This is a genomic window from Sulfitobacter sp. BSw21498 (assembly GCF_006064855.1).
In the GTDB taxonomy this organism is placed as follows: domain Bacteria; phylum Pseudomonadota; class Alphaproteobacteria; order Rhodobacterales; family Rhodobacteraceae; genus Sulfitobacter.
The window spans coordinates 971528-990250 of sequence record NZ_CP040753.1 but is presented as its reverse complement, the minus strand read 5'-3'; the positions used below and the strand labels follow the sequence as shown (position 1 = coordinate 990250).

The 18723-nt window shown below is 59.1% G+C and carries 21 protein-coding genes and 1 tRNA gene; 9 read left to right on the top strand and 13 right to left on the bottom strand.

What is annotated here, in order from left to right; translation table 11 throughout:
- Positions 1-8 precede the first annotated feature (8 nt).
- The 3 genes from E5180_RS04835 to E5180_RS04825 all read right to left on the bottom strand — a co-directional run bounded on the left by E5180_RS04835 (position 9) and on the right by E5180_RS04825 (position 1820).
- Positions 9-830, bottom strand: a complete 822-nt coding sequence (locus E5180_RS04835; protein WP_138923402.1) for an arginyltransferase — start codon at positions 828-830, stop codon at positions 9-11.
- A 66-nt stretch (positions 831-896) separates the two neighbouring features.
- A complete protein-coding gene (locus tag E5180_RS04830) occupies positions 897-1343 on the bottom strand; it encodes an RDD family protein (RefSeq protein ID WP_093733899.1) in 447 nt (148 codons plus the stop codon).
- Between the two features lie 69 nt (positions 1344-1412).
- Positions 1413-1820, bottom strand: a complete 408-nt coding sequence (locus E5180_RS04825) for a DUF2852 domain-containing protein (RefSeq protein ID WP_138923401.1) — start codon at positions 1818-1820, stop codon at positions 1413-1415.
- A gap of 227 nt (positions 1821-2047) precedes the next feature.
- Here E5180_RS04825 and E5180_RS04820 point away from each other — a divergent pair, with 227 nt between their 5' ends.
- From E5180_RS04820 to E5180_RS04800, 5 genes are all read left to right on the top strand, one after another.
- Positions 2048-4861, top strand: a complete 2814-nt coding sequence (locus E5180_RS04820) for a glutamine-synthetase adenylyltransferase (RefSeq protein WP_138923400.1) — start codon at positions 2048-2050, stop codon at positions 4859-4861.
- Complete coding sequence (locus E5180_RS04815; RefSeq protein ID WP_138923399.1) at positions 4858-5130, top strand: hypothetical protein; 273 nt, start codon at positions 4858-4860, stop codon at positions 5128-5130. The genes E5180_RS04820 and E5180_RS04815 overlap by 4 nt, the downstream gene beginning before the upstream one ends.
- 148 nt (positions 5131-5278) lie before the next feature.
- Entirely contained in the window at positions 5279-5908 is a 630-nt protein-coding gene (locus E5180_RS04810; protein ID WP_138923398.1) for a DUF6778 family protein, read from the top strand.
- Positions 5909-5965: 57 nt separating this feature from the next.
- The gene (locus E5180_RS04805) at positions 5966-7195 is read left to right on the top strand and encodes an RSP_2647 family RNA methyltransferase (protein ID WP_138923397.1); all 1230 of its coding nucleotides are present in this window, start codon (positions 5966-5968) and stop codon (positions 7193-7195) included.
- Positions 7192-7737: an RSP_2648 family PIN domain-containing protein gene (locus tag E5180_RS04800; protein ID WP_138923396.1), complete on the top strand. Its 546-nt coding sequence runs from the start codon at positions 7192-7194 to the stop codon at positions 7735-7737. The genes E5180_RS04805 and E5180_RS04800 overlap by 4 nt, the downstream gene beginning before the upstream one ends.
- On the opposite strand, the gene E5180_RS04795 is transcribed toward E5180_RS04800, so the two are convergent.
- From E5180_RS04795 to E5180_RS04770, 6 genes are all read right to left on the bottom strand, one after another.
- On the bottom strand, positions 7734-8417 hold the full coding sequence (locus E5180_RS04795) for a M48 family metalloprotease (protein ID WP_138923395.1): 684 nt from the start codon (positions 8415-8417) through the stop codon (positions 7734-7736). The genes E5180_RS04800 and E5180_RS04795 overlap by 4 nt on opposite strands.
- A 110-nt stretch (positions 8418-8527) precedes the next feature.
- Positions 8528-8953: an OsmC family protein gene (locus tag E5180_RS04790; protein ID WP_138923394.1), complete on the bottom strand. Its 426-nt coding sequence runs from the start codon at positions 8951-8953 to the stop codon at positions 8528-8530.
- Positions 8954-9036: 83 nt separating this feature from the next.
- Positions 9037-10224, bottom strand: a complete 1188-nt coding sequence (locus E5180_RS04785; protein WP_138923393.1) for a vWA domain-containing protein — start codon at positions 10222-10224, stop codon at positions 9037-9039.
- Positions 10225-10227: 3 nt separating this feature from the next.
- Positions 10228-10401 carry an apolipoprotein acyltransferase gene (locus E5180_RS04780; protein WP_093732157.1) on the bottom strand — a complete coding sequence of 58 codons (174 nt, stop codon included), beginning with the start codon at positions 10399-10401 and terminating at the stop codon, positions 10228-10230.
- An 18-nt stretch (positions 10402-10419) separates the two neighbouring features.
- The gene (locus E5180_RS04775; RefSeq protein WP_138923392.1) at positions 10420-11784 is read right to left on the bottom strand and encodes a DUF2927 domain-containing protein; all 1365 of its coding nucleotides are present in this window, start codon (positions 11782-11784) and stop codon (positions 10420-10422) included.
- Positions 11785-12122: 338 nt separating this feature from the next.
- Entirely contained in the window at positions 12123-12962 is an 840-nt protein-coding gene (locus E5180_RS04770) for an AAA family ATPase (protein WP_138923391.1), read from the bottom strand.
- Positions 12963-13114: 152 nt separating this feature from the next.
- Between E5180_RS04770 and dksA the strand changes: the two genes are divergently transcribed.
- A complete protein-coding gene (gene dksA / locus E5180_RS04765; protein WP_138923390.1) occupies positions 13115-13549 on the top strand; it encodes an RNA polymerase-binding protein DksA in 435 nt (144 codons plus the stop codon).
- Positions 13550-13661: 112 nt separating this feature from the next.
- A complete protein-coding gene (locus E5180_RS04760; protein ID WP_138923389.1) occupies positions 13662-14831 on the top strand; it encodes an FAD-dependent monooxygenase in 1170 nt (389 codons plus the stop codon).
- Between the two features lie 14 nt (positions 14832-14845).
- Here E5180_RS04760 and E5180_RS04755 read toward each other — a convergent pair whose 3' ends face one another.
- Both E5180_RS04755 and rocF read right to left on the bottom strand, forming a co-directional pair.
- Positions 14846-15895 (bottom strand): ornithine cyclodeaminase, encoded by a 1050-nt coding sequence (locus tag E5180_RS04755; RefSeq protein WP_138923388.1) that lies wholly within the window; start codon positions 15893-15895, stop codon positions 14846-14848.
- Positions 15896-15917: 22 nt separating this feature from the next.
- Positions 15918-16838, bottom strand: a complete 921-nt coding sequence (rocF, locus tag E5180_RS04750) for an arginase (protein WP_138923387.1) — start codon at positions 16836-16838, stop codon at positions 15918-15920.
- Between the two features lie 111 nt (positions 16839-16949).
- On the opposite strand from rocF, the gene E5180_RS04745 reads away from it, so the two are divergent.
- Positions 16950-17387, top strand: a complete 438-nt coding sequence (locus E5180_RS04745; RefSeq protein WP_138923386.1) for an Lrp/AsnC family transcriptional regulator — start codon at positions 16950-16952, stop codon at positions 17385-17387.
- 21 nt (positions 17388-17408) lie between these two features.
- Here the strand turns inward: E5180_RS04745 and E5180_RS04740 are convergent, their stop codons facing one another.
- Both E5180_RS04740 and E5180_RS04735 read right to left on the bottom strand, forming a co-directional pair.
- Positions 17409-17876 (bottom strand): disulfide bond formation protein B, encoded by a 468-nt coding sequence (locus tag E5180_RS04740; RefSeq protein ID WP_138923385.1) that lies wholly within the window; start codon positions 17874-17876, stop codon positions 17409-17411.
- The gene (locus E5180_RS04735; protein ID WP_138923384.1) at positions 17876-18454 is read right to left on the bottom strand and encodes a YqaA family protein; all 579 of its coding nucleotides are present in this window, start codon (positions 18452-18454) and stop codon (positions 17876-17878) included. The genes E5180_RS04740 and E5180_RS04735 overlap by 1 nt, the downstream gene beginning before the upstream one ends.
- 124 nt (positions 18455-18578) lie before the next feature.
- On the opposite strand from E5180_RS04735, the gene E5180_RS04730 reads away from it, so the two are divergent.
- A tRNA-Leu gene (locus tag E5180_RS04730) sits at positions 18579-18662 on the top strand.
- Positions 18663-18723 lie beyond the last annotated feature (61 nt).

Genomic DNA, 18723 nt, shown 5'->3' with positions numbered 1-18723 from the left:
GTCGCGTATCAGCCTCTGGTCGGGCTCAGATCGGGCAGCGCGATATTGGCGACCTGCTCGGCAATTGGAACGGTGTTCAGCGGATGCTCATCGGAGGAGAAATCATCGGGGTTACGCATCTTTTGCCACGCGCCCCCCATATAGACCTCAAGTCCCGAGAACTTGGCTTTATACCCCATCTTGGGGCTGCCGGGCACCCAATAGCCTAGATAAACATAGGGCAGGCCCGCCGAGCGGGCGATCTCAATATGATCGAGGATGATGTAGTTGCCCAACCCGTCACGGGGGCGGTCGGGGCTGTAGAAGGAATAGACCATGCTCACCCCATCCTCGAGCACATCCGTCAGGCACACACCGATCAAATCACGGGTTTGCTTGTCATGATATTCGATCACACGGCTGCGGATCGGTGTTTCCTCGATCATCGCGGCAAATTCGAAAACATCCATATCCGCCATGCCACCATCCGCATGACGGCTGTCAAGATAGGTGCGAAACAGATCGTATTGTTCTTCTGTGGCCCATGGCGACGTCGCCCGTCGCGCTATCCCTGCGTTGCGTTTGATCGTGCGCCTTTGGCCCTTGCTCGGGCTGAAGTCGGCCACGTTGATGCGCGCGGACATACAGGCTGCGCAATCTGCGCAGGACGGGCGGTACAGTACATTCTGCGACCGCCGGAACCCTTGCCCCGACAGACTGTTGTTAAGCTTGGTCGCAGACTCTCCTTGTAGGGCGGTGAACAGCTTACGTTCCATCCGACCTTCAAGATAAGGGCAGGGCTGCGGCGCAGTGACATAGAACTGCGGTGCGATGGGGAGTGTATGGCGCATGAAAATCCGTTGTTGTTCCGCGAAATCCTAACAACTGGACCAAACCGCGCCAAGTACAAGTTTGGGTCAGTTCACGCTTTCGGCACGACGATTCAGCGGGACCGTGCCTAGGATCACATCCGTCAGGCTTTGGTGGCGCGAGGTAGAACAGATGAGGATGATCGAAATCACCTGCAACGGCATCATGGCAACGCTTACGCTATAGCCTGCCGTGTGCAAAAAGGCCGACGCCAGATCAAGCGGTTCATCGCGTGCGGTGCGCAGCTCCATGCCGAACAGGCGCATCCCCCATGTGGCCGACCCGCTGGCAAGCGTCGCAACACGGTAGGTAAAGCCCACGATTAGCATCAATAACGGGAATAGAAACAACCCGATAAAGGCAGTGAACGGCACGATCAGCACACTGGCAATCAATACCAGCAAAGCATCAACAACCCATGCCATGAACCGTTTGGTCGGAATACCGCTATAGAATTCGGGCTGGTCGAATGGATCAGGGGTGGTGGGGGTCATCATGTCTCGTCCCTCAAGAATGGTTGTCCCCCCGCCAAGGCGGAGGGCACGGTTGTCTTCACGCAAGGCTCAGGCCTTTTGCGCATCGTCGTCATCGCGCGACCGTTCGGCCATGAACTGGTCGAACTCGGCCTTGTCCTTGGCGTCGCGCAGGCGGGTCAGGAAGGCTTCGAAGTTGGTTTGCTCTTCTTCCAGACGGGCAAGCGTATCGGCCTTATAGGCGTCAAATGCGGCGTTTCCAGTAGAACGCCCGGTGACAACGCCACGGCGGGCACGTTTGCTGCAAGACATAGATTTAAACATGCGTTTGCTCCAGATCATATAGGCAAGAACGGCGAGGCCAAGCGGCCAGAATGCGATAAAGCCGACAACCATGGCGGCGATCCAGGCACCTTTGCCCTTGTCGTCAAGAAAATCCTCGGCACGGCCCAGCCAACTGCGTTGTGCGGCGTACGAGGGTGCATAGCTCTGTGTCATCAAGTTCCCTTTCGGTCAGAGTGTGGTGGCCCTGAACGCTGCGGGCCGGTGCGGTGGTGGGCTATGTAAATGCCTTTCACATTACAGTAGATCGGCATGCTGGGCCCGCTTTGCAAGGTTTAATGTAAATGTTTTTTACATTATTTGGTTTTGGCCGCGTTTGTTGGGGCTTAGCACTGTCTTTCCGCCCATTGACGAAGCCCCAGTAACCAGCGAATGCTGGGCATATGAGAACACTTGCCAGTCAGATCACCCGCTGTCCCCGCATTTTTACGACCGATCAGGCGCAGGATGCGCGTGCGCTGTTTCCTGATGTGCCGCCCGAGATCGCAGCCCTTGTTGCGGGGGCAGGGTCGACGTCGCCTTACCTTTTAGCGTTGATGCAAAAGGAAACCGACTGGTGTCGCACGGCGTTCGAGGATCCCGCTGTGGCAGTCCAACATGTTATCGACTGCGCAGGCGATGTGGCCCCCGACCAGCTTGCAAGCCACCTGCGTCAGAGCAAGCGACGCGTGGCGTTGATGACGGGGCTGGCCGATCTGGCAGGCGCTTGGTCGCTGGAGGACGTTACCGGTGCATTGACGGATTTCGCCGATGCCGCGACCCAGGCCGCGCTGACGGCAGGGCTGAAGGCGCAGATCAAACGCGGCAAACTGCCCGGCATGACCGAAGAGGATGCCGAAACCGGCGCGGGGATGGTCGTGCTTGCCATGGGCAAGATGGGCGCACGCGAGCTGAACTACTCCTCTGACATCGATCTGATCTGCCTGTTTGACGAGACCCGCTTTGATCCGGTTGACTTCCACGACGCACGCACCGCATTTGTGCGCGCCACCCGCGCCATGAGCGGAACGCTCAACGATCTCACGGGCGAGGGGTATGTTTTTCGCACCGACCTGCGCTTGCGGCCCGATTCCGGTGTCACACCGGTCTGCATGGCGATGGAAGCCGCCGAGAGATACTATGAAAGTCTTGGCCGGACGTGGGAACGCGCAGCCTATATCAAGGCGCGACCCGCGGCCGGGGATCTGGCGGCGGGGGATCAGTTTCTGTCGGTCCTGCGCCCCTTTGTCTGGCGCAAGCATCTGGACTTTGCCGCTATACAGGATGCGCATGACATGCGGCTTGCCATTCGCGAACACAAAGGGCTGGGGGGCAAGGTTTCACTGTCAGGCCACAATATGAAGCTGGGGCGCGGCGGCATCCGCGAGATCGAGTTCTTTACCCAGACCCGCCAGTTGATTGCGGGTGGGCGCGACCCTGACCTGCGGGTGCGCGGTACCTGCGAAGGCATGGCTGTATTGGCCGAAAAGGAATGGATTCCCGCAGACGCGGCCGAAACCCTTTGCGACCATTACCGTGCGCATCGCACCGTCGAGCACCGGGTACAAATGATCCGCGACGCGCAAACACACACGCTGCCACAGTCCGATGAAGGCTTTGACCGTCTGGCCGCGATGATGGACATGGATCTGCCCGCGCTGCGCAGCGATCTTGAACGGCGATTGGAAGAGGTTCACCAATTAACCGAAGGGTTCTTTGCGGGGTCGACCACAAGCCCTACACCGGCTGCCGCCCCTGACGAACATGTCTTTGACGCCGCCATTGTTGATCGTTGGCTTAGTTATCCCGCTTTGCGTAGCGCCCGCGGGGCTGAGCTGTTTGCAGAGCTCAAGCCCGGCCTGCTGGCACGGCTGGCACGGGCCACCAAGCCGGACGAGGCGCTTTTGGCCTTTGACGGATTTTTGGGAGGGCTGCCCGCGGGCGTGCAGCTATTCTCTTTATTGAAGATCAACCCGCAACTGTCTGATTTACTTGTGGATATCGTCAGCGCATCGCCCGCCTTGGCGGCGTATCTGTCGCGCAATGCGTCAGTGTTCGATGCTGTGATCGGCGGCGATTTCTTTAGCGATTGGCCCGGTGAAGATGGGTTGCTCGAGAGCCTGACAGAAGCGTTGGAGGCCGAGGAGGACTATGAGGCGCGGCTTGATACCTGCCGTCGATGGGCAAAGGAATGGCACTTTCGGATCGGTGTGCATCACCTGCGCGGGTTGCTTGATGCCGCGACGGTGGGCGCACAATATGCCGATCTCGCGCGGGCAGTTTTGCGCGGGCTATGGCCCGTGGTGATCGACGGATTTTCGCGGCGTCATGGGGCACCGCCGGGACGCGGCGCTGTATTGGTGGGCATGGGGTCGCTTGGTGCGCGCCGCCTGACCGCGGCCTCTGATCTTGATATGATTGTCGTCTACGATTCCGCCGATGTCGAAACCTCTGACGGAAAGCGGCCGCTTGCCTCGCGGCTGTATTACGCGCGCCTGACCCAAGCGATGATCACGGCGATGACCGCCCCCATGGCCCAAGGCAAGCTTTACGAAGTGGACATGCGTTTGCGCCCCTCCGGCACGCAGGGTCCAGTGGCGACCAGTCTCGCCAGCTTTGAAAGCTACCAGATGGGGCAAGCTTGGGTATGGGAGCATCTCGCGCTGACGCGAGCCGAATGTGTGGCCGGCCCCGATGACCTGATGCAGGAGGTGTCGGGGCTGTGTAACAAGGTGCTCGCACGCCCGCGCGACCGCGCCGATACCTTGCACGAGGTCGCCGCCATGCGCGCGCGTCTTGCCGCTGCAAAGGCCGCGGGCGGCATTTGGGACGCCAAAAACGGGCCGGGGCGCTTGCAGGATATCGAGCTGTTGGCGCAAGCGGGTGCGTTGCTGGCAGGGACAACGGCGCGCGATATCGCCAGCGGCATTGCGCATGCGAACCAGCAAAATATCGTCAGTGCCGATCAGGCAGAGGTGTTGCGCAAGGTGTATCGCACGTGCTGGGCTTTGCAGGCCGCGACGCGGTTGCTGTCACCATCGGTTCTGCGCGAGGATTCTTTGGGGCAGGCGGGCTTGCGGTTCTTGTGTCGCACGCATGAGGTCGAGACACCGAAAGAACTGCACGACCATTTGACCCGGAGCTATGCGCAGGCTGCGGCGATCATTGGCGAAGCATTGGCCGATTACGTTGATAAGGCCGACAGGGGACAGCCATGACCAAAGGTGATCTGAACGACCCTAAGGGGTTGATCTATGAATCCTATCGCATACCGGGGATCACGCCGCCGGAGTGCCGGTCGATCTTTCTGGATTGGGCGCTGAGCCTGCCGATGGAGTCAGACACCAAAACCGCCTTACGTGCGTTGCTGGATCAGGTCACGCCAGAAAATCTGGATCATCCGATGACCGGCGTAATGCAGGAGGGGTTGATCGGTATGGCCACCCCCCGACGGCGTGGGGGATGGAAAACACGTCCTCGAAGCTAGAAAACATTACAATAAGACGCAAACGTGCCGAAATACCCAAATGTTGCCCGAGGTTCTGAACATTCTCGCCCCATTCCCGCCTTAATTGGACGGCATTACAATATCAACGCTGCACAGTCCTATTCACCGGCAGCTTTTGGAGGGGAATATGAAACATCAAAACCTGTTGATCGCTTTGGTCTGCGCCGCTGCCGTGTCCGGTTGTGCACCGGCGGATATTGCCAGCCGGAATGCGATGTATGATACATCCTCGTCCCGTATGTCTTTGCTGGATAACCTTAATTCTTACCAGCCCGATACGCTGTTGGATGCCGTTCATATCCAGCAAACCAATGTCTTTTTACCCAATCATCTTCGTGTAGCCCAAGAGACCACCCTGCTGCAATCGGCGGACATCATCTGGCATGACGCAGCAAATACCGATCACCGCGATCAGGTCCGTGCTATCTTCGAGGCCGCAATCCAACAGGGTGCCGTCACCGCATATGGACCAGTTCCAGCAACGCTTGAGGTGGAGGTCCTGCGCTTTCATAATCCCGCCTCAGGGTCTGCGACGGACGTGCCATCGGCTGAGTTCATTCTGACCGTGGTGGATGCGCGCAATGGCAAGGCGCTGGCCGAGCCCCGTCAGGTCACGGTTGAACTGAACAGTTTTGCCCCGCCCATTGCCGAAGCGCAGCCAGACAACACCGTGCTGATCCACGATCTTGCCCGCGCGATCGAACAACAGCTGTCTACACCGGGCAGCTACAAACGTACGAAACTTGCCGCCTATTAAGCGTATCGGTGAACTCTGCGCTTCCCCAACCGCGTGGAACCGACTAATGGGGGCGGTATGACAACGCCCCTTTCCCCTCCCGCTTCGACCGACCCTTCCGATTTGCCTGTGGTGCGCCTGCTGCCCAAGGCCAATGCCCGCGCCATCCGGCACGGGTTTCCCTGGGTTTATGCCAATGAAATGGTCACCGACCGACGCACCAAAGCGTTGACCCCCGGCAGCCTCGCGCTGCTGGAAGATAGCGCCCGTCAGGTGATGGGGGTGGTCGCGGTGAACCCGACCTCCAAGATCTTCTGCCGGATGTTGGACCAGAATTCCGAAGCGGTGGTGAACCAAAGCTGGTTCGAGGCTCATATTAAACGCGCCGTACAGTTGCGTGACCAAATGTATGACGCGCCGTATTACCGTTTGATCCACGCCGAAGCGGACGGGCTCCCCGGTGTCGTGATCGATCGCTTTGGCGATACGGCTGTTATTCAGGCGAATGCCGCTTGGGCCGACGTCCATATCGACGCGCTGACCGCGGCGCTGGTCGCACAATCCGGCGTGCGCCACGTGTTGAAAAACGCATCGGGCCGGACGCGCAGCCTTGAAGGGTTGGACGACGTTAGCGGTGTGCTGCACGGCGACGCGCCCGGCGCGGCAGTGCCCGTGCCGATGAACGGCGCGACCTATATGGCAGACCTTACAGGCGGCCAGAAAACCGGACTGTTCTACGATCAACGCCCCAACCACGCCTTTGCGGCCAACCTGTCCAAGGGCAAACGCGTGCTGGATGTGTTTGCACATGTCGGCGGGTTCTCTCTGGCAGCGCTGGCAAATGGCGCATCCTCTGCGGTTGCGGTCGATGGGTCTGCTCCGGCGCTGGAACTTGCCCAGCAGGGTGCCGATGCCATGGGCGTATCGGACCGTTTCGCAACGCGGCAGGGGGATGCGTTTGATATTCTGACCGCCCTGCGTGCCGAGGGCGAAGAATTTGATGTCGTGATCTGTGACCCGCCCGCATTTGCCCCCGGCAAGCCTGCGCTCGAGGCAGGGTTGCGTGCTTATGAACGTGTTGCCCGTTTAGCAGCGCAGCTGGTCGCAGAGAATGGTGTGCTGGGCTTGTGTTCGTGTTCGCACGCGGTCGATCTGACGCAGTTCCGCACTTCATCCGTGCGCGGCATTGGTCGCGCAGGACGTCGAGCGGCGCTGCTGCACACCGGTTTCGCCGGTCCGGACCACCCGCAGTTGCCACAACTGGCCGAAACGGGATACCTAAAGTCACTGTTCTTCCGTCTGTCGTGACGCTGCGCATCCTGATCGACGCCTGCGTCCTCTATCCCACCGTCATGCGTGAGATGGTGATGGGTGCTGCGCGGGTCGGGGTGTTTGAACCGCTGTGGTCGGCGCGCCTGTTGGAAGAATGGGCGCGCGCCGCGATCAAGCTTGGCCCCGAGGGCGAAGCACAGGCCCGCGCAGAGATCGCCTTGCTGCGCGCCGCATGGCCAGAGGCCGAGGTCCCCCCAAGCCCCGGTGTGGCAGCACGGCTGTATCTGCCGGACGAAAACGACGTGCATGTGCTGGCCGCCGCGATCACCGGCCATGCCAACATTATCATGACGCTGAACGCCAAGGATTTTCCCCGTGGCACTCTGGCCGAAGAAGGCTTGGCACGGGTGGATCCCGATAGCTATCTGCACGGTGTCTGGCTGGCCCAGCCAGAGATGATCGTGCAGGTTGCTGATTCCGTTCTGGATGAAGCGCGCCGCCTGTCGGGACAGCCATGGGAAATGCGCCCGCTGTTGAAGAAAGCGCGTTTGCCGCGGCTTGCCAAAGCGCTCGGTTAGCGGTCCCACGCGGATTTCAGCGCAGTCAACGCACTGATCCGGTCTGCCGTTTTGGGATGACTAAGCAACCATGCGGGCGACGTCCCGTGGTTACTTTGCGTTAACGCTTCGAGCTTTTCGAACAAAGAGATCTGCGGCGCGATGCCGATGCCTGCTTTGGTCAAAAGAGCGGCGGCATAAGCATCCGCCTCGTATTCATCGCCACGCGACAGCCGTGCTGCCAGCAAACTCGCAAGCATATTGGCGATCCAGATTCCGACACCGGGGATAATGCGCCCCAAGATCATGCCAAGCGCAGCACGCATGGCGTTCTGGCCTGAAAAGTCGATCATCCGCCGCCGTGAATGGCCCAAGGCGACGTGTCCCAGCTCGTGTGCAATCACGCTGGCGAGTTCTTCGGCGGTGACAGCACCGGATTTAAATTTCTCGTAAAAGCCACGGGTGATGAAGATCCGCCCATCCGGCGCGGCAAGACCGTTGACGGGGGCCACTTCGTATATGTGGACCTTGATCCGCGGCAGATCGAGTGCTTTCGCAAGCTTAAAGGTCATCTCACGCAGGGCAGGGTCCAGCAGCTCGGTCGATTTCTCGTCAAGCTCTCTGGCGGTGCGCCACGCAGAAAAGCGGTACATGGCAAGCCCGAAGAGCACGGCGAGGACGATGGGGAGGATGCGGATCATATGTCCAATATGGACGGGGGGGCGCGGGGTGCAAGGGTGGAATGAGTATTTGAGAAAAGGGTGAAGGGGTAAGTGCAAGGGCCGCGGCGTGCGCGGCCCTTGGGACGAGGTCAGGACAGTTTCGCATCCATTGTGATCTCAGCGGTCATCAGCTTGGAAATCGGGCAATTTTCTTTGGCGGTTTTTGTCGCCTCTTCGAACTGCTCTTGCGTGGCATCGGGGATCACGCATTCTACATCGAGGTGGATTTTCGGCACGTGAAAGCCACCATCTTTTTGTTCGAGAAATACGGTGGCTTTGGTTTCAATGCTGTCCGCGACCAGGTCGTAGTCTTCGAGGATCATTGACAGGGCCATGGAAAAGCAGGACGCATGGGCTGCGCCAATCAGCTCTTCGGGGTTGGTGCCGTCTTTGCCTTCAAAACGGGTGTTGAAGCCGTAAGGCTGGTCATTGAGCACGCCGGTCTGGGTGGAGACGTGGCCTTTGCCCTCTTTGAGGTTACCGGTCCATTTTGCGGAGCCTGATTTCTTGATCATAGTAATTCCTTTCACCAATTGGGTTCTTGGTGAAACGCGAGGCACGGTTGAAATGTTCCTACCCGTATTGGCGCAGCAGTCGATTACCGCGTCAGCGTCTTCATTCCGCGGCTGAGCCCTTCGAGGGTCATAGGTACCATGGCATCCTGTCCAAAGATTTCCTGCACCATTTTGATGGATTGCGTGTAGGGCCAGTATTTCTCGGGGATCGGGTTGATCCAAAGGTTGCTGTTCCACTGCTCGCGCGCGCGAGACAGCCAGACTGATCCGGCTTCGGCATTCCAATGTTCGTTGGCCCCGCCGGGATAGGCGATCTCGTAGGGGGACATGGATGCGTCGCCAACAAAAATACATTTGTAATCAGAACCGTAGGTGCGCAGAACTTCCATTGTGTCCAGCTGTTCGGTCCAGCGGCGACGGTTGTCGCGCCAGACGCCTTCGTAGAGACAGTTGTGGAAATAGAAGTGTTCGAGGTGTTTGAATTCGGATTTGGCGGCGCTGAACAGTTCTTCGACAGTTTTGATATGCGGGTCCATCGAGCCGCCGATGTCCAAAAACAGCAAGACCTTGACTGCATTGCGCCGCTCGGGGCGGGTTTTCACGTCCAGGTAGCCGTGTTCTGCCGTGGCGCGGATCGTACCGCCCAGATCGAATTCGTCATTCGCCCCGTCGCGGGCCCACCGGCGCAGGCGCTTTAGCGCGACCTTGATGTTGCGTGTGCCCAGCTCAACGGAATCGTCGAGGTTCTTGAATTCGCGTTTATCCCAGACCTTGACCGCGCGTTGATGGCGCGATTCATTCTGGCCGATGCGTACGCCTTCGGGGTTGTAACCATATGCGCCGAAAGGCGAGGTGCCCGCCGTTCCAACCCATTTGTTGCCGCCCTGATGCCGTTCTTTTTGTTCCTCAAGCCGCTTGCGCAGCGTCTCCATGAGTTTATCAAAACCGCCGGCGGCTTCGATCTCGGCTTTTTCTTCCGCGGTCAGATGCTTTTCAGCCATCTTTTCCAGCCATTCATGCGGGATATCCACCGCTTCCATCACCTCGTCGAGGCTGATGTTTTCAAGACCAGAGAACGCGGCCGAAAAGGCGCGGTCGAACTTGTCGATGTTGCGTTCGTCTTTGACCATGCTGGTGCGCGCAAGATAGTAGAACGCGTCTACGTCATAGGTCGCAAGCCCGGCCGACATACCATCGAGAAAGGCCAGAAACTCGCGCATGGACACAGGCACCTTATGCTGGCGCAGTTGCTCAAAGAACGGCAGAAACATATATTACGCTCCGGTTAGGACTCGGTCCAGAACGACTGTAAGGATCATGCCGACGATGATAAAGGCCATCGCAAAGCCCACCGCGTATTGAGCAATATCCTTGCGGTTTCCGTTGCGTTTACGGGCGGTCAGCCCCCCGATAACAGCGCCGATCACGGCGAGAAGTATGACGATCATTTTAACCCGTTTCGCTATTTATTTGAGCGGGTTAAGCGACGCGATCTCGCGCATTTTGGCCCGCACAGCCCAGTCAGAGCCAAATCCGTACCGTGCCCAGCCCAGACTGTCCAGCCTGACGGCCTGCGCCTCGGCCGCGCGATTTTCCAGTTCGAGCGCTTCGGCACGCAGCAACAGCAGGGTGCTGAGCAAGGCGGCATTTTCGCGCAAGCGGGCGGTGTTGATATGGGGGGCGATCAGACGCAGCGCTTCGGCACCCTGACCCTTGGAGACAGAGTAAGCCCCCAGTTGCGTCGCGACATAGGCGCGGTGCAGGTCCGTTCCGGGGGTGCGGGCGTAGAACAGGTCGGACATCTTGTACTGTTCATGCGCGGCTTCGGCGTCACCAGATTGCAAGGCGCGGCCCATTGCGTAATGGGCGAAGGCGCGGCGGTGATCTTGCCAGCCAAGGCTTTGCGCGATCTTAATGGCGCTATAGGCAGCGTCCTGACGTTGACCACTGGACCGGCCGGGTCCAAGAGCGCCTTGAACGGCGGCGTTCCATTCGCGGGGGGTGCGGGTTACAAACCGTGCTTGGGTCGAGGTGCCGCCGGGATTGATCCGTGCAAAAATGCCGGGCAGGGCGTTGGCCACTTGACCCCGTGTCATGCCGGACCGCAGCGCAGGATCGTAATAGGCGCGTAGAATTGTCATATCAAAGCCGGTTAACACGGTATGCACGTTGTCGTCATTAAAGACGGAGTCCGGCAGGCGGTAGAGATCATTCAGCGGCCCGAGGGCTTGGGCCAGCTCTTCGTGCAGGCAGTCGCGGACCTCTTGGGGGCTGGCGTCATTGGGGATGAAGATAGAGACGCGGCTGCGGGTCTTCAGCAGTGACCAGTTGGTCTGCGCTGTGCGGCGGACTTTCTTATATTCATCAAGGCTGCTGACATTGGGAGCCACGAAACAGGCGGCTTGCGGCAGCACCTTGCTGATGGTGCGACGGCTGACGGCTTCGACCGTGATATTGGCTGCCGGGTTGGTTGTCGGGCTGATGTCGATGCGGGCCTCTTGCCGCAAACGGTTCATCAGCGCGGTCAAGTCAGGGCCGAGGGTCGGCGGCGGCGCACCGATGACGCGCACGCTGACGGGGCCTTCGAAACGGGTGAAAACAGGCAGCTCCTTGCCGCTTTCCATACGGAACGACAGCTCGATGAAATCAAGTGACAAATCGTTGTTGGATCGAGGCGCGGGCAGGGCCTGGTGCAGGGTGAACCGTTTCATCGCGGGCAGGGAGGACGTCGAGGCGGGCTCCATCGCGGCGCGGGTGACCACACCGGGGTGCGAGGCCGGAACACAGGCACTGACCGCCAGCACGAGGGGCAACAGGAGGATCTTTTTCATGGACGCGCCCCCGCTGCGACAGACGTAAAGACCGTTCGGGCGACTTTAACGATATCCAACGCGGGGCGCACGAACAGTGCGAAAATCATATGCATCATAAACCTGACTGCCCTTTTGAGCTGATTACAGGTGTTTTTTCGCCCGCTATCCCGACCATTCTAGGGAGCAAGCATGTCAATTTAGAGAAAAATGTTAACAAATAAGGCAGGCTTGTGACCATCGTTGCCGGAACGTCACAAGTAAAGTTATCGCATCGGCCGCCATGAAATAACGGGGCGGTGGAAAAATAGGGATCGTTTTAGGGGCGTCAGGGCGCGGCGTACCGCGCCCCTTTCCGGTCACTTTTGCGCGCGGGCCATAAAGGCAAGGCGTTCAAACAGATGCACATCCTGCTCGTTTTTCAGCAACGCGCCGTGCAGCTTGGGCAAGGCGGATTTGCCGTCTTTCTTCAGGTCGGATGCGTCCAGATCTTCGGCCAATAGAAGTTTCAACCAATCAAGCACTTCGGACGTCGACGGCTTTTTCTTCAGGCCCTGTTGATCGCGGATGTCGTAGAATTGGGTCAATGCGGTAGTCAGCAAGGCATCTTTGATGCCGGGGTGGTGGACTTCGACGATCTTGCGCAGTGTGTCCATCTCGGGGAACTGGATATAGTGGAAGAAGCAGCGGCGCAGGAAGGCGTCGGGCAGCTCTTTTTCGTTGTTTGAGGTGATGATCACGATGGGGCGGTTCACCGCCTTGATCGTTTCGCCGGTCTCATAGACGAAAAACTCCATCTTATCGAGCTCTTGCAAAAGGTCGTTGGGGAATTCGATGTCCGCCTTGTCGATCTCGTCGATCAAAAGCACCGTCTTGCCCTCCGCTTCGAAGGCCTGCCACATCTTTCCCTTGCGGATGTAGTTTTTCACGTCGTGCACGCGCTCTTCACCAAGCTGGCTGTCGCGCAGACGGCTGACGGCGTCATATTCGTACAGGCCTTGTTGTGCACGAGTCGTGGACTTGATGTTCCATTCAATCATCGGCAGGCCAAGCGCATTGGAAACCTGACGCGCAAGTTCCGTTTTGCCTGTACCCGGTTCGCCCTTTACAAGCAGAGGTCGTTCCAGTGTCACGGCCGCATTCACCGCAATCGTGAGGTCATCTGTGGCAACGTAATCTTGAGTACCTTGGAATTTCATCTTGTTTTCAACCTTCTTCAACGCGCTATTCTTGGTCCTTAAACCAACAAACATAAGCATTGTGTAGTGACAATCCGCTAACGCTGCGTTAGATGCACGCCACGGGAGTGATGTCGGGAGACGCGCCTTCATGACAGGGATTAAAGACCGCGATGGGGAATGATATGAAGCAGGAAGTTTTTTTGGCGGATGGCTATACACCCGCTGAAAACGAACCGTTCATGAATGATCGGCAAGTTGAATACTTCAGACGCAAACTACTGAATTGGAAATCCGAACTGCTGGCGGGAAGCCGCGATACCATCGAAGGCTTGCAGGACGGCACACGGAATATCCCAGATGTGAACGATCGCGCCTCCGAAGAGACGGACCGCGCGCTTGAACTGCGCACACGGGACCGCGCACGCAAGCTGGTCAGCAAGATCGACGGGGCGCTGCGCCGCATTGACGAAGGTGAATTCGGGTATTGCTCTGTCACGGGTGAACCTATCTCGCTGAAACGCCTGGATGCGCGTCCAATCGCAACAATGAGCCTTGAGGCGCAAGAGCGTCACGAGCGCCGCGAGAAAGTCCACCGCGACGATTGATCGCCTGCAGGCGGATCGCGTATGATGACATTCGCACTAGAACAATAATGAAAGCGTCGCGGTGAGAGCCCGGCGCTTTTGTGTATGAAGCTGGCAAGACAGGCTTGGTAACATGGGTATCAGCAACGCGATTGTAATTGGTGGTGGGATCGGCGGGCTGGCCGCAGCGGCGGCATTGTCACGTCGGGGCATGGCCGTCACCCTACTTGAACAGGCCCCCGCGATTACCGAGGTTGGCGCGGGCTTGCAGATCAGTCCAAACGGCATCGCGGTACTGCGCGCCATGGGGCTCGAATCCAAGCTGACCGAACGCGCCGCCGTGCGGGGGCAGGCGGTCGTGTTGCAGGACTATAAGACAGGCACGCGTGTCGCACGGCTGGACCTGATGCGGGGGCAGGGTGCGTACCCATATATGTTTGTGCATCGTGCCGATCTGGTGGATATCCTTCTGGGGGCTGCCAAACGAGGCAATGTGTCGATTGAGCTGGGCGTCGAGGTGGCAGAGGTGACGCCCGGTGCCACGCCGCAGCTGTGCCTCACAGACGGATCGCGCCGACGGGCCGAGTTGATCGTGGATGCCAGCGGCATTCATAGCCGCGCGCGCGCCGTTTTGAATGGCGCAGATCAGGCAGAGTTCACCGGACAGGTGGCATGGCGGGCTGTCGTGCCTAATACCTTTGACCATCCGAACGAGGCGCATGTGACCATGGGACCGGGGCGGCATCTGGTGAGCTACCCCTTACGTGGTGGAGGACTGGTCAATCTGGTCGCGGTGGAAGAGCGGGACAGCTGGGCTGCCGAAGGATGGAACTGCTTCGACGATCCGGCGAACCTAAAGCAGGCGTTCGCAGGCTTTGGCGGGCGTGCTAAGGCAATGATCAACGCGGTTGAGACCTGCACGCTTTGGGGGCTGCATCTACATCCCGTGGCACAGACGTGGCATCAGGGCGGGGTCGCGTTGCTTGGCGATGCTGCGCATCCGACGCTGCCGTTCCTCGCCCAAGGGGCGAACATGGCGCTAGAGGACGCGTGGGTGTTGGCTGACACCGTGTTGAACCACCCAGCAGACCATGCGCTAAGCCGCTACCAGACCCTACGCGAACCACGCGTGCGCCGGGTGATCAAAGCAGCGGCAGGTAACGCCATGCGCTATCACCTGCGCCCCGGTGCGGTACGGACAGCGGCCCATCTAGGATTGAAGGTGGCCAGTACCCTTGCCCCCGGGGCGATGGTCGGCGCGTTCAACTGGCTATACCACCATGATGTGACCGCGCCGAGATAGCCCCGTTTTGCTAGTTACTTGGCGCGTTGGAGCATCCCGAAAAGGTCACGCGGATCTTCGGGGTCGGCCAGCAGGTCAAGGGGATCAAATAGATCAGTCGCCTTGATCTGGTCGCGCACATACCGCAGCGCCGAGAAATCCTCGATCGCGAAGCCGACGCTGTCGAACAGGGTGATCTGCTTGTCATCCGTGCGCCCCTGCGCCTGACCGGTCAGCACCTGCCAGATTTCCGTAACAGGATGGTCCGGTTCAAGCTGCTGGATCTCGCCTTCGATACGGGTCTGTTCGGGGTATTCCACAAAGATCCCTGCGCGGTGCAGGATCGCGGGGGCCAATTCTGTCTTGCCGGGGCAATCGCCGCCGATGGCGTTGATGTGGATGCCGCTCCCGATCATATTATCGGTGAGGATGGTGGCGTATTGTTTATCTGCGGTGCAGGTGGTGACGATTTGCGCGCCCAGCATGGCCTCTTCGGCGGTGTCGCAGGGGACGACCTTAATCCCCAGCCCTTGCAGGTTCGCCGCACATTTGGCGGTGGCGTCTTTGTCGATGTCATATAAACGCACCTCGTCGATGCCAACGATGGCCTTCATCGCGAGGGTCTGGAATTCGGACTGCGCCCCGTTACCAATCATCGCCATGACATGCGCGCCCTTGGGGGCCAGCAGCCGCGCCACCACCGCCGACGTCGCCGCAGTGCGCAGTGCGGTTAGCATTGTCATCTCGGACAGCAGCACCGGATATCCATTGGCGACATTTGCCAGCAGGCCAAAGGCGGTCACGGTCTGCAAGCCCTCGGCGGTGTTCGAGGGGTGACCGTTGACGTATTTGAACCCGTACACCTCACCATCCGAGGTCGGCATCAGTTCGATCACACCTTGTTCCGAGTGGCTGGCAACGCGGGGCGTTTTGTCAAAAAGCTCCCATCGTTTGAAGTCAGCCTCAATATAGTCGCCGAGGCCAATCAGCATGGGCTCTAACCCGATGTGATGGATCAACTTCATCATGTTGTCGACGGATACAAAGGGCACCAGCGCTTTGTCGGAGGGGGTCAGCTTGGTCATGCCAGGGAGCCTTTCAGTCAAATCAATATGCACGGGTGGGGCGGTCGAAAACCCGGCGGCCAAAGGCAGAGGCGGCCAGATCAACCATCAGTTGCGCAGTGCGGCCACGCTCGTCCAGGAACGGATTCAACTCTACCAGATCAAGCGAGGTCATGAGCCCGCTGTCGTGCAGCATCTCCATGACCAGATGACCTTCACGTACCGTCGCACCGCCGGGGACGGTTGTGCCAACAGCGGGCGCAACGGACGGGTCAAGGAAATCCACATCGAGCGAGACATGCAGCATCCCGTTGGCGGCGGCGACCTTTTCAAGGAAGGTGTTCAGTGGCGTGGCGATGCCGGTTTCATCAATCTCGCGCATGTCGACGCGCTGGATGGTGGTTTCCTGCAACGCAGCACGTTCGGCGGCGTCGACGGAACGCAGTCCGATGATCGCTATATTATCATGCGGTAGGGCATAGGGCAGATCAGGGAAAGCGTCGAAGCCTTCGCGGCCCGTGACATAGCCCAATGGCGTGCCATGCAGATTGCCGCTGTCGGTGCTTTCGGGCGTGTGGAAATCGCTATGGGCATCCAGCCAAAGCACAAACAGCGGACGGTCCTGCGCCTGCGCATGGCGCATCGCGCCCAGAACGGTGCCGGACGCCAGCGCATGATCGCCGCCCATGATGATGGGTGTGCCGTCTTGCAGGGCCGCTTGGGTGGCGTCAGCCAGACTATGAGTCCAAGCGATGGTCTCTTCAAGCGCGTGCAGCTTGGGGTGCTGACCGGGGGTGAACGCTGCGGGGGCCACGTTGCCGCGATCGGTGACATCATGGCCCAGATCGGTCAGGGCGCGTGCCAGTCCAGCTGTACGATAGGCGTCGGGGCCCATCAAACAGCCCAGACGACGTTTGCCGCTGTCCAGCGGCGCGCCAAGAAGAATGCAGTTTTGTCCAGTCATACGAGCGGTCCTTTAATCCGAGTTTCGTGCAGATTATCTGGTTGGTATGATCAGCAACAATCGACTAAAGTGACCAAATCGGAGAATAACTATCCAATTCGGGCAGGGGTTATGGACAATACGGACGAAGCAATTTTGGCAGCCCTGCGCGATGACGCGCGGGCCTCGCTTTCTGATCTTGCCACTGCCTTGCGGCTGTCGCGCACCACGGTGCGCGCGCGACTGGCGCGGTTGCAACAAAACGGAGAGATTTTGGGATTTACTGTCGTTACACGATCGGATGTCAGGGCGGATCCCGTGCGCGGCTTGATGATGATCGAAATCGAAGGCCGCGGGACGGAACGTATCACGCGTACGCTTGCCGGCATGGCGCCGCTGCGCGCGGTGCATTCAACCAATGGGCGGTGGGATGTGATTGTTGAAATCGGGACCAAAACGCTCGAGGAATTTGACGAGGTTCTGGCCCGTATTCGCAAGCTTGATGGGGTGGTCGCCAGCGAAACCAGCTTGTTGCTAAAGACTCGCAAGGCGGGGCAGGTCGCCGTTTAGTGCGGCGACCTGCCGGATATATTAGCGAGAACTGCGCGCCGCAGAGACCCAGAACGCCAGCAGTACGGCGCATGCGACGGCGTTCCATCCTGCCATGGAAAGCCCAAATAACTGCCAGACGATAGCGTCGCACATGACCAGACCGGAAGGCGCTGTTGTGGACAACAGGTCGCTCCCGCTCATGGTGCCCAAATCCATGCCGCCACCGGTGCAGGACGACGGACCGGGCCAATATTTCCATTCGACCCCCGCATGATAGACGCCGATGAGGCCAGTAATGGCCACCGAGAGGGCCCCAAGCCAGATCAATGCACGCGGCGCGCCGAACAGCACAATCACCCCGATAACAATCGCCGCGGCATGGGGCCAACGCTGCCAGAGACACATTTTGCACGGGGCGTAGCCGCCGATATGCTGAAAGCCGAACGCCCCCAGCAGCAACGCCGCAGAGCCAAGCGTGGCGATCAGGACATAGGTGTTTCGGGTCATCACAGATACCTCAGTAAAAAGAAGCTGCCGAACAGCAGCACGACAAATACGGTAAACACCAAAGGCAGGCGGCGTTCAATAAAGTCACGGATCGGTGCGCCAAATTCCCACAGCAGCGCGGCGACGATAAAGAAGCGTAGCGCCCGCGCGAGGATAGAGGTGACGATAAAGGTCGCCAGCGGCATCCCTGTCCAGCCAGACATGATTGTGATTACCTTGTACGGGAAGGGCGTGACCCCTGCGCCAAGCACGGCCCAAAACCCGACATCATTAAACCGCGTCGAGAATTCAGCCATCGCGTCGCCTTTGCCAAGGCTGGCGAGGATCGGCTGTCCCAACTGTTCAAACGCGAGCGCCCCGATGGCATAGCCCAACATGCCACCCAAAACCGACGCCACAAGCGCAACCCCTGCGATCAACCATGCACGGCTGGGGCGAGCGAGGATCATCGGGATCATCAACACATCCGGCGGAATAGGAAAAACCGAGCTTTCGAGGAACGCGACAACCGCAAGCGCCCAAAGTGCGTGTGGATGGTTCGCCAGGCCAAGAACCCAGTCATAAAGCCGTCGGATCATACTGTTTTCTCCGGTAAAGGTTGTCCGTCAACTGGCAACACCAGAACAATCGAACGGGGTCAAGCAAAAGCGGTAAAATTGCTCTTGCCGCGGGCCGCGTTGCACGGTAACAGACCCCCATTGTGCCCAAGTGGCGGAATGGTAGACGCAGGGGATTCAAAATCCCCCGCCGCGAGGCGTGCCGGTTCGAGTCCGGCCTTGGGTACCACCTTGTTTCGACAGGGTTTTCCGTGAAATATAGTTTCGAGCAGCGATGGCTTGCGGGATGT

Bases quoted from the DNA above. Each gene is read 5' to 3' on its own strand.
- E5180_RS04835 (WP_138923402.1), bottom strand. From the start codon at position 830: ATGCGCCATACACTCCCCATCGCACCGCAGTTCTATGTCACTGCGCCG.
- E5180_RS04830 (WP_093733899.1), bottom strand. From the start codon at position 1,343: ATGACCCCCACCACCCCTGATCCATTCGACCAGCCCGAATTCTATAGC.
- E5180_RS04825 (WP_138923401.1), bottom strand. From the start codon at position 1,820: ATGACACAGAGCTATGCACCCTCGTACGCCGCACAACGCAGTTGGCTG.
- E5180_RS04820 (WP_138923400.1), top strand. From the start codon at position 2,048: ATGAGAACACTTGCCAGTCAGATCACCCGCTGTCCCCGCATTTTTACG.
- E5180_RS04815 (WP_138923399.1), top strand. From the start codon at position 4,858: ATGACCAAAGGTGATCTGAACGACCCTAAGGGGTTGATCTATGAATCC.
- E5180_RS04810 (WP_138923398.1), top strand. From the start codon at position 5,279: ATGAAACATCAAAACCTGTTGATCGCTTTGGTCTGCGCCGCTGCCGTG.
- E5180_RS04805 (WP_138923397.1), top strand. From the start codon at position 5,966: ATGACAACGCCCCTTTCCCCTCCCGCTTCGACCGACCCTTCCGATTTG.
- E5180_RS04795 (WP_138923395.1), bottom strand. From the start codon at position 8,417: ATGATCCGCATCCTCCCCATCGTCCTCGCCGTGCTCTTCGGGCTTGCC.
- E5180_RS04790 (WP_138923394.1), bottom strand. From the start codon at position 8,953: ATGATCAAGAAATCAGGCTCCGCAAAATGGACCGGTAACCTCAAAGAG.
- E5180_RS04785 (WP_138923393.1), bottom strand. From the start codon at position 10,224: ATGTTTCTGCCGTTCTTTGAGCAACTGCGCCAGCATAAGGTGCCTGTG.
- E5180_RS04780 (WP_093732157.1), bottom strand. From the start codon at position 10,401: ATGATCGTCATACTTCTCGCCGTGATCGGCGCTGTTATCGGGGGGCTG.
- E5180_RS04775 (WP_138923392.1), bottom strand. From the start codon at position 11,784: ATGAAAAAGATCCTCCTGTTGCCCCTCGTGCTGGCGGTCAGTGCCTGT.
- E5180_RS04770 (WP_138923391.1), bottom strand. From the start codon at position 12,962: ATGAAATTCCAAGGTACTCAAGATTACGTTGCCACAGATGACCTCACG.
- dksA (WP_138923390.1), top strand. From the start codon at position 13,115: ATGGGGAATGATATGAAGCAGGAAGTTTTTTTGGCGGATGGCTATACA.
- E5180_RS04760 (WP_138923389.1), top strand. From the start codon at position 13,662: ATGGGTATCAGCAACGCGATTGTAATTGGTGGTGGGATCGGCGGGCTG.
- E5180_RS04755 (WP_138923388.1), bottom strand. From the start codon at position 15,895: ATGACCAAGCTGACCCCCTCCGACAAAGCGCTGGTGCCCTTTGTATCC.
- rocF (WP_138923387.1), bottom strand. From the start codon at position 16,838: ATGACTGGACAAAACTGCATTCTTCTTGGCGCGCCGCTGGACAGCGGC.
- E5180_RS04745 (WP_138923386.1), top strand. From the start codon at position 16,950: ATGGACAATACGGACGAAGCAATTTTGGCAGCCCTGCGCGATGACGCG.
- E5180_RS04740 (WP_138923385.1), bottom strand. From the start codon at position 17,876: ATGACCCGAAACACCTATGTCCTGATCGCCACGCTTGGCTCTGCGGCG.
- E5180_RS04735 (WP_138923384.1), bottom strand. From the start codon at position 18,454: ATGATCCGACGGCTTTATGACTGGGTTCTTGGCCTGGCGAACCATCCA.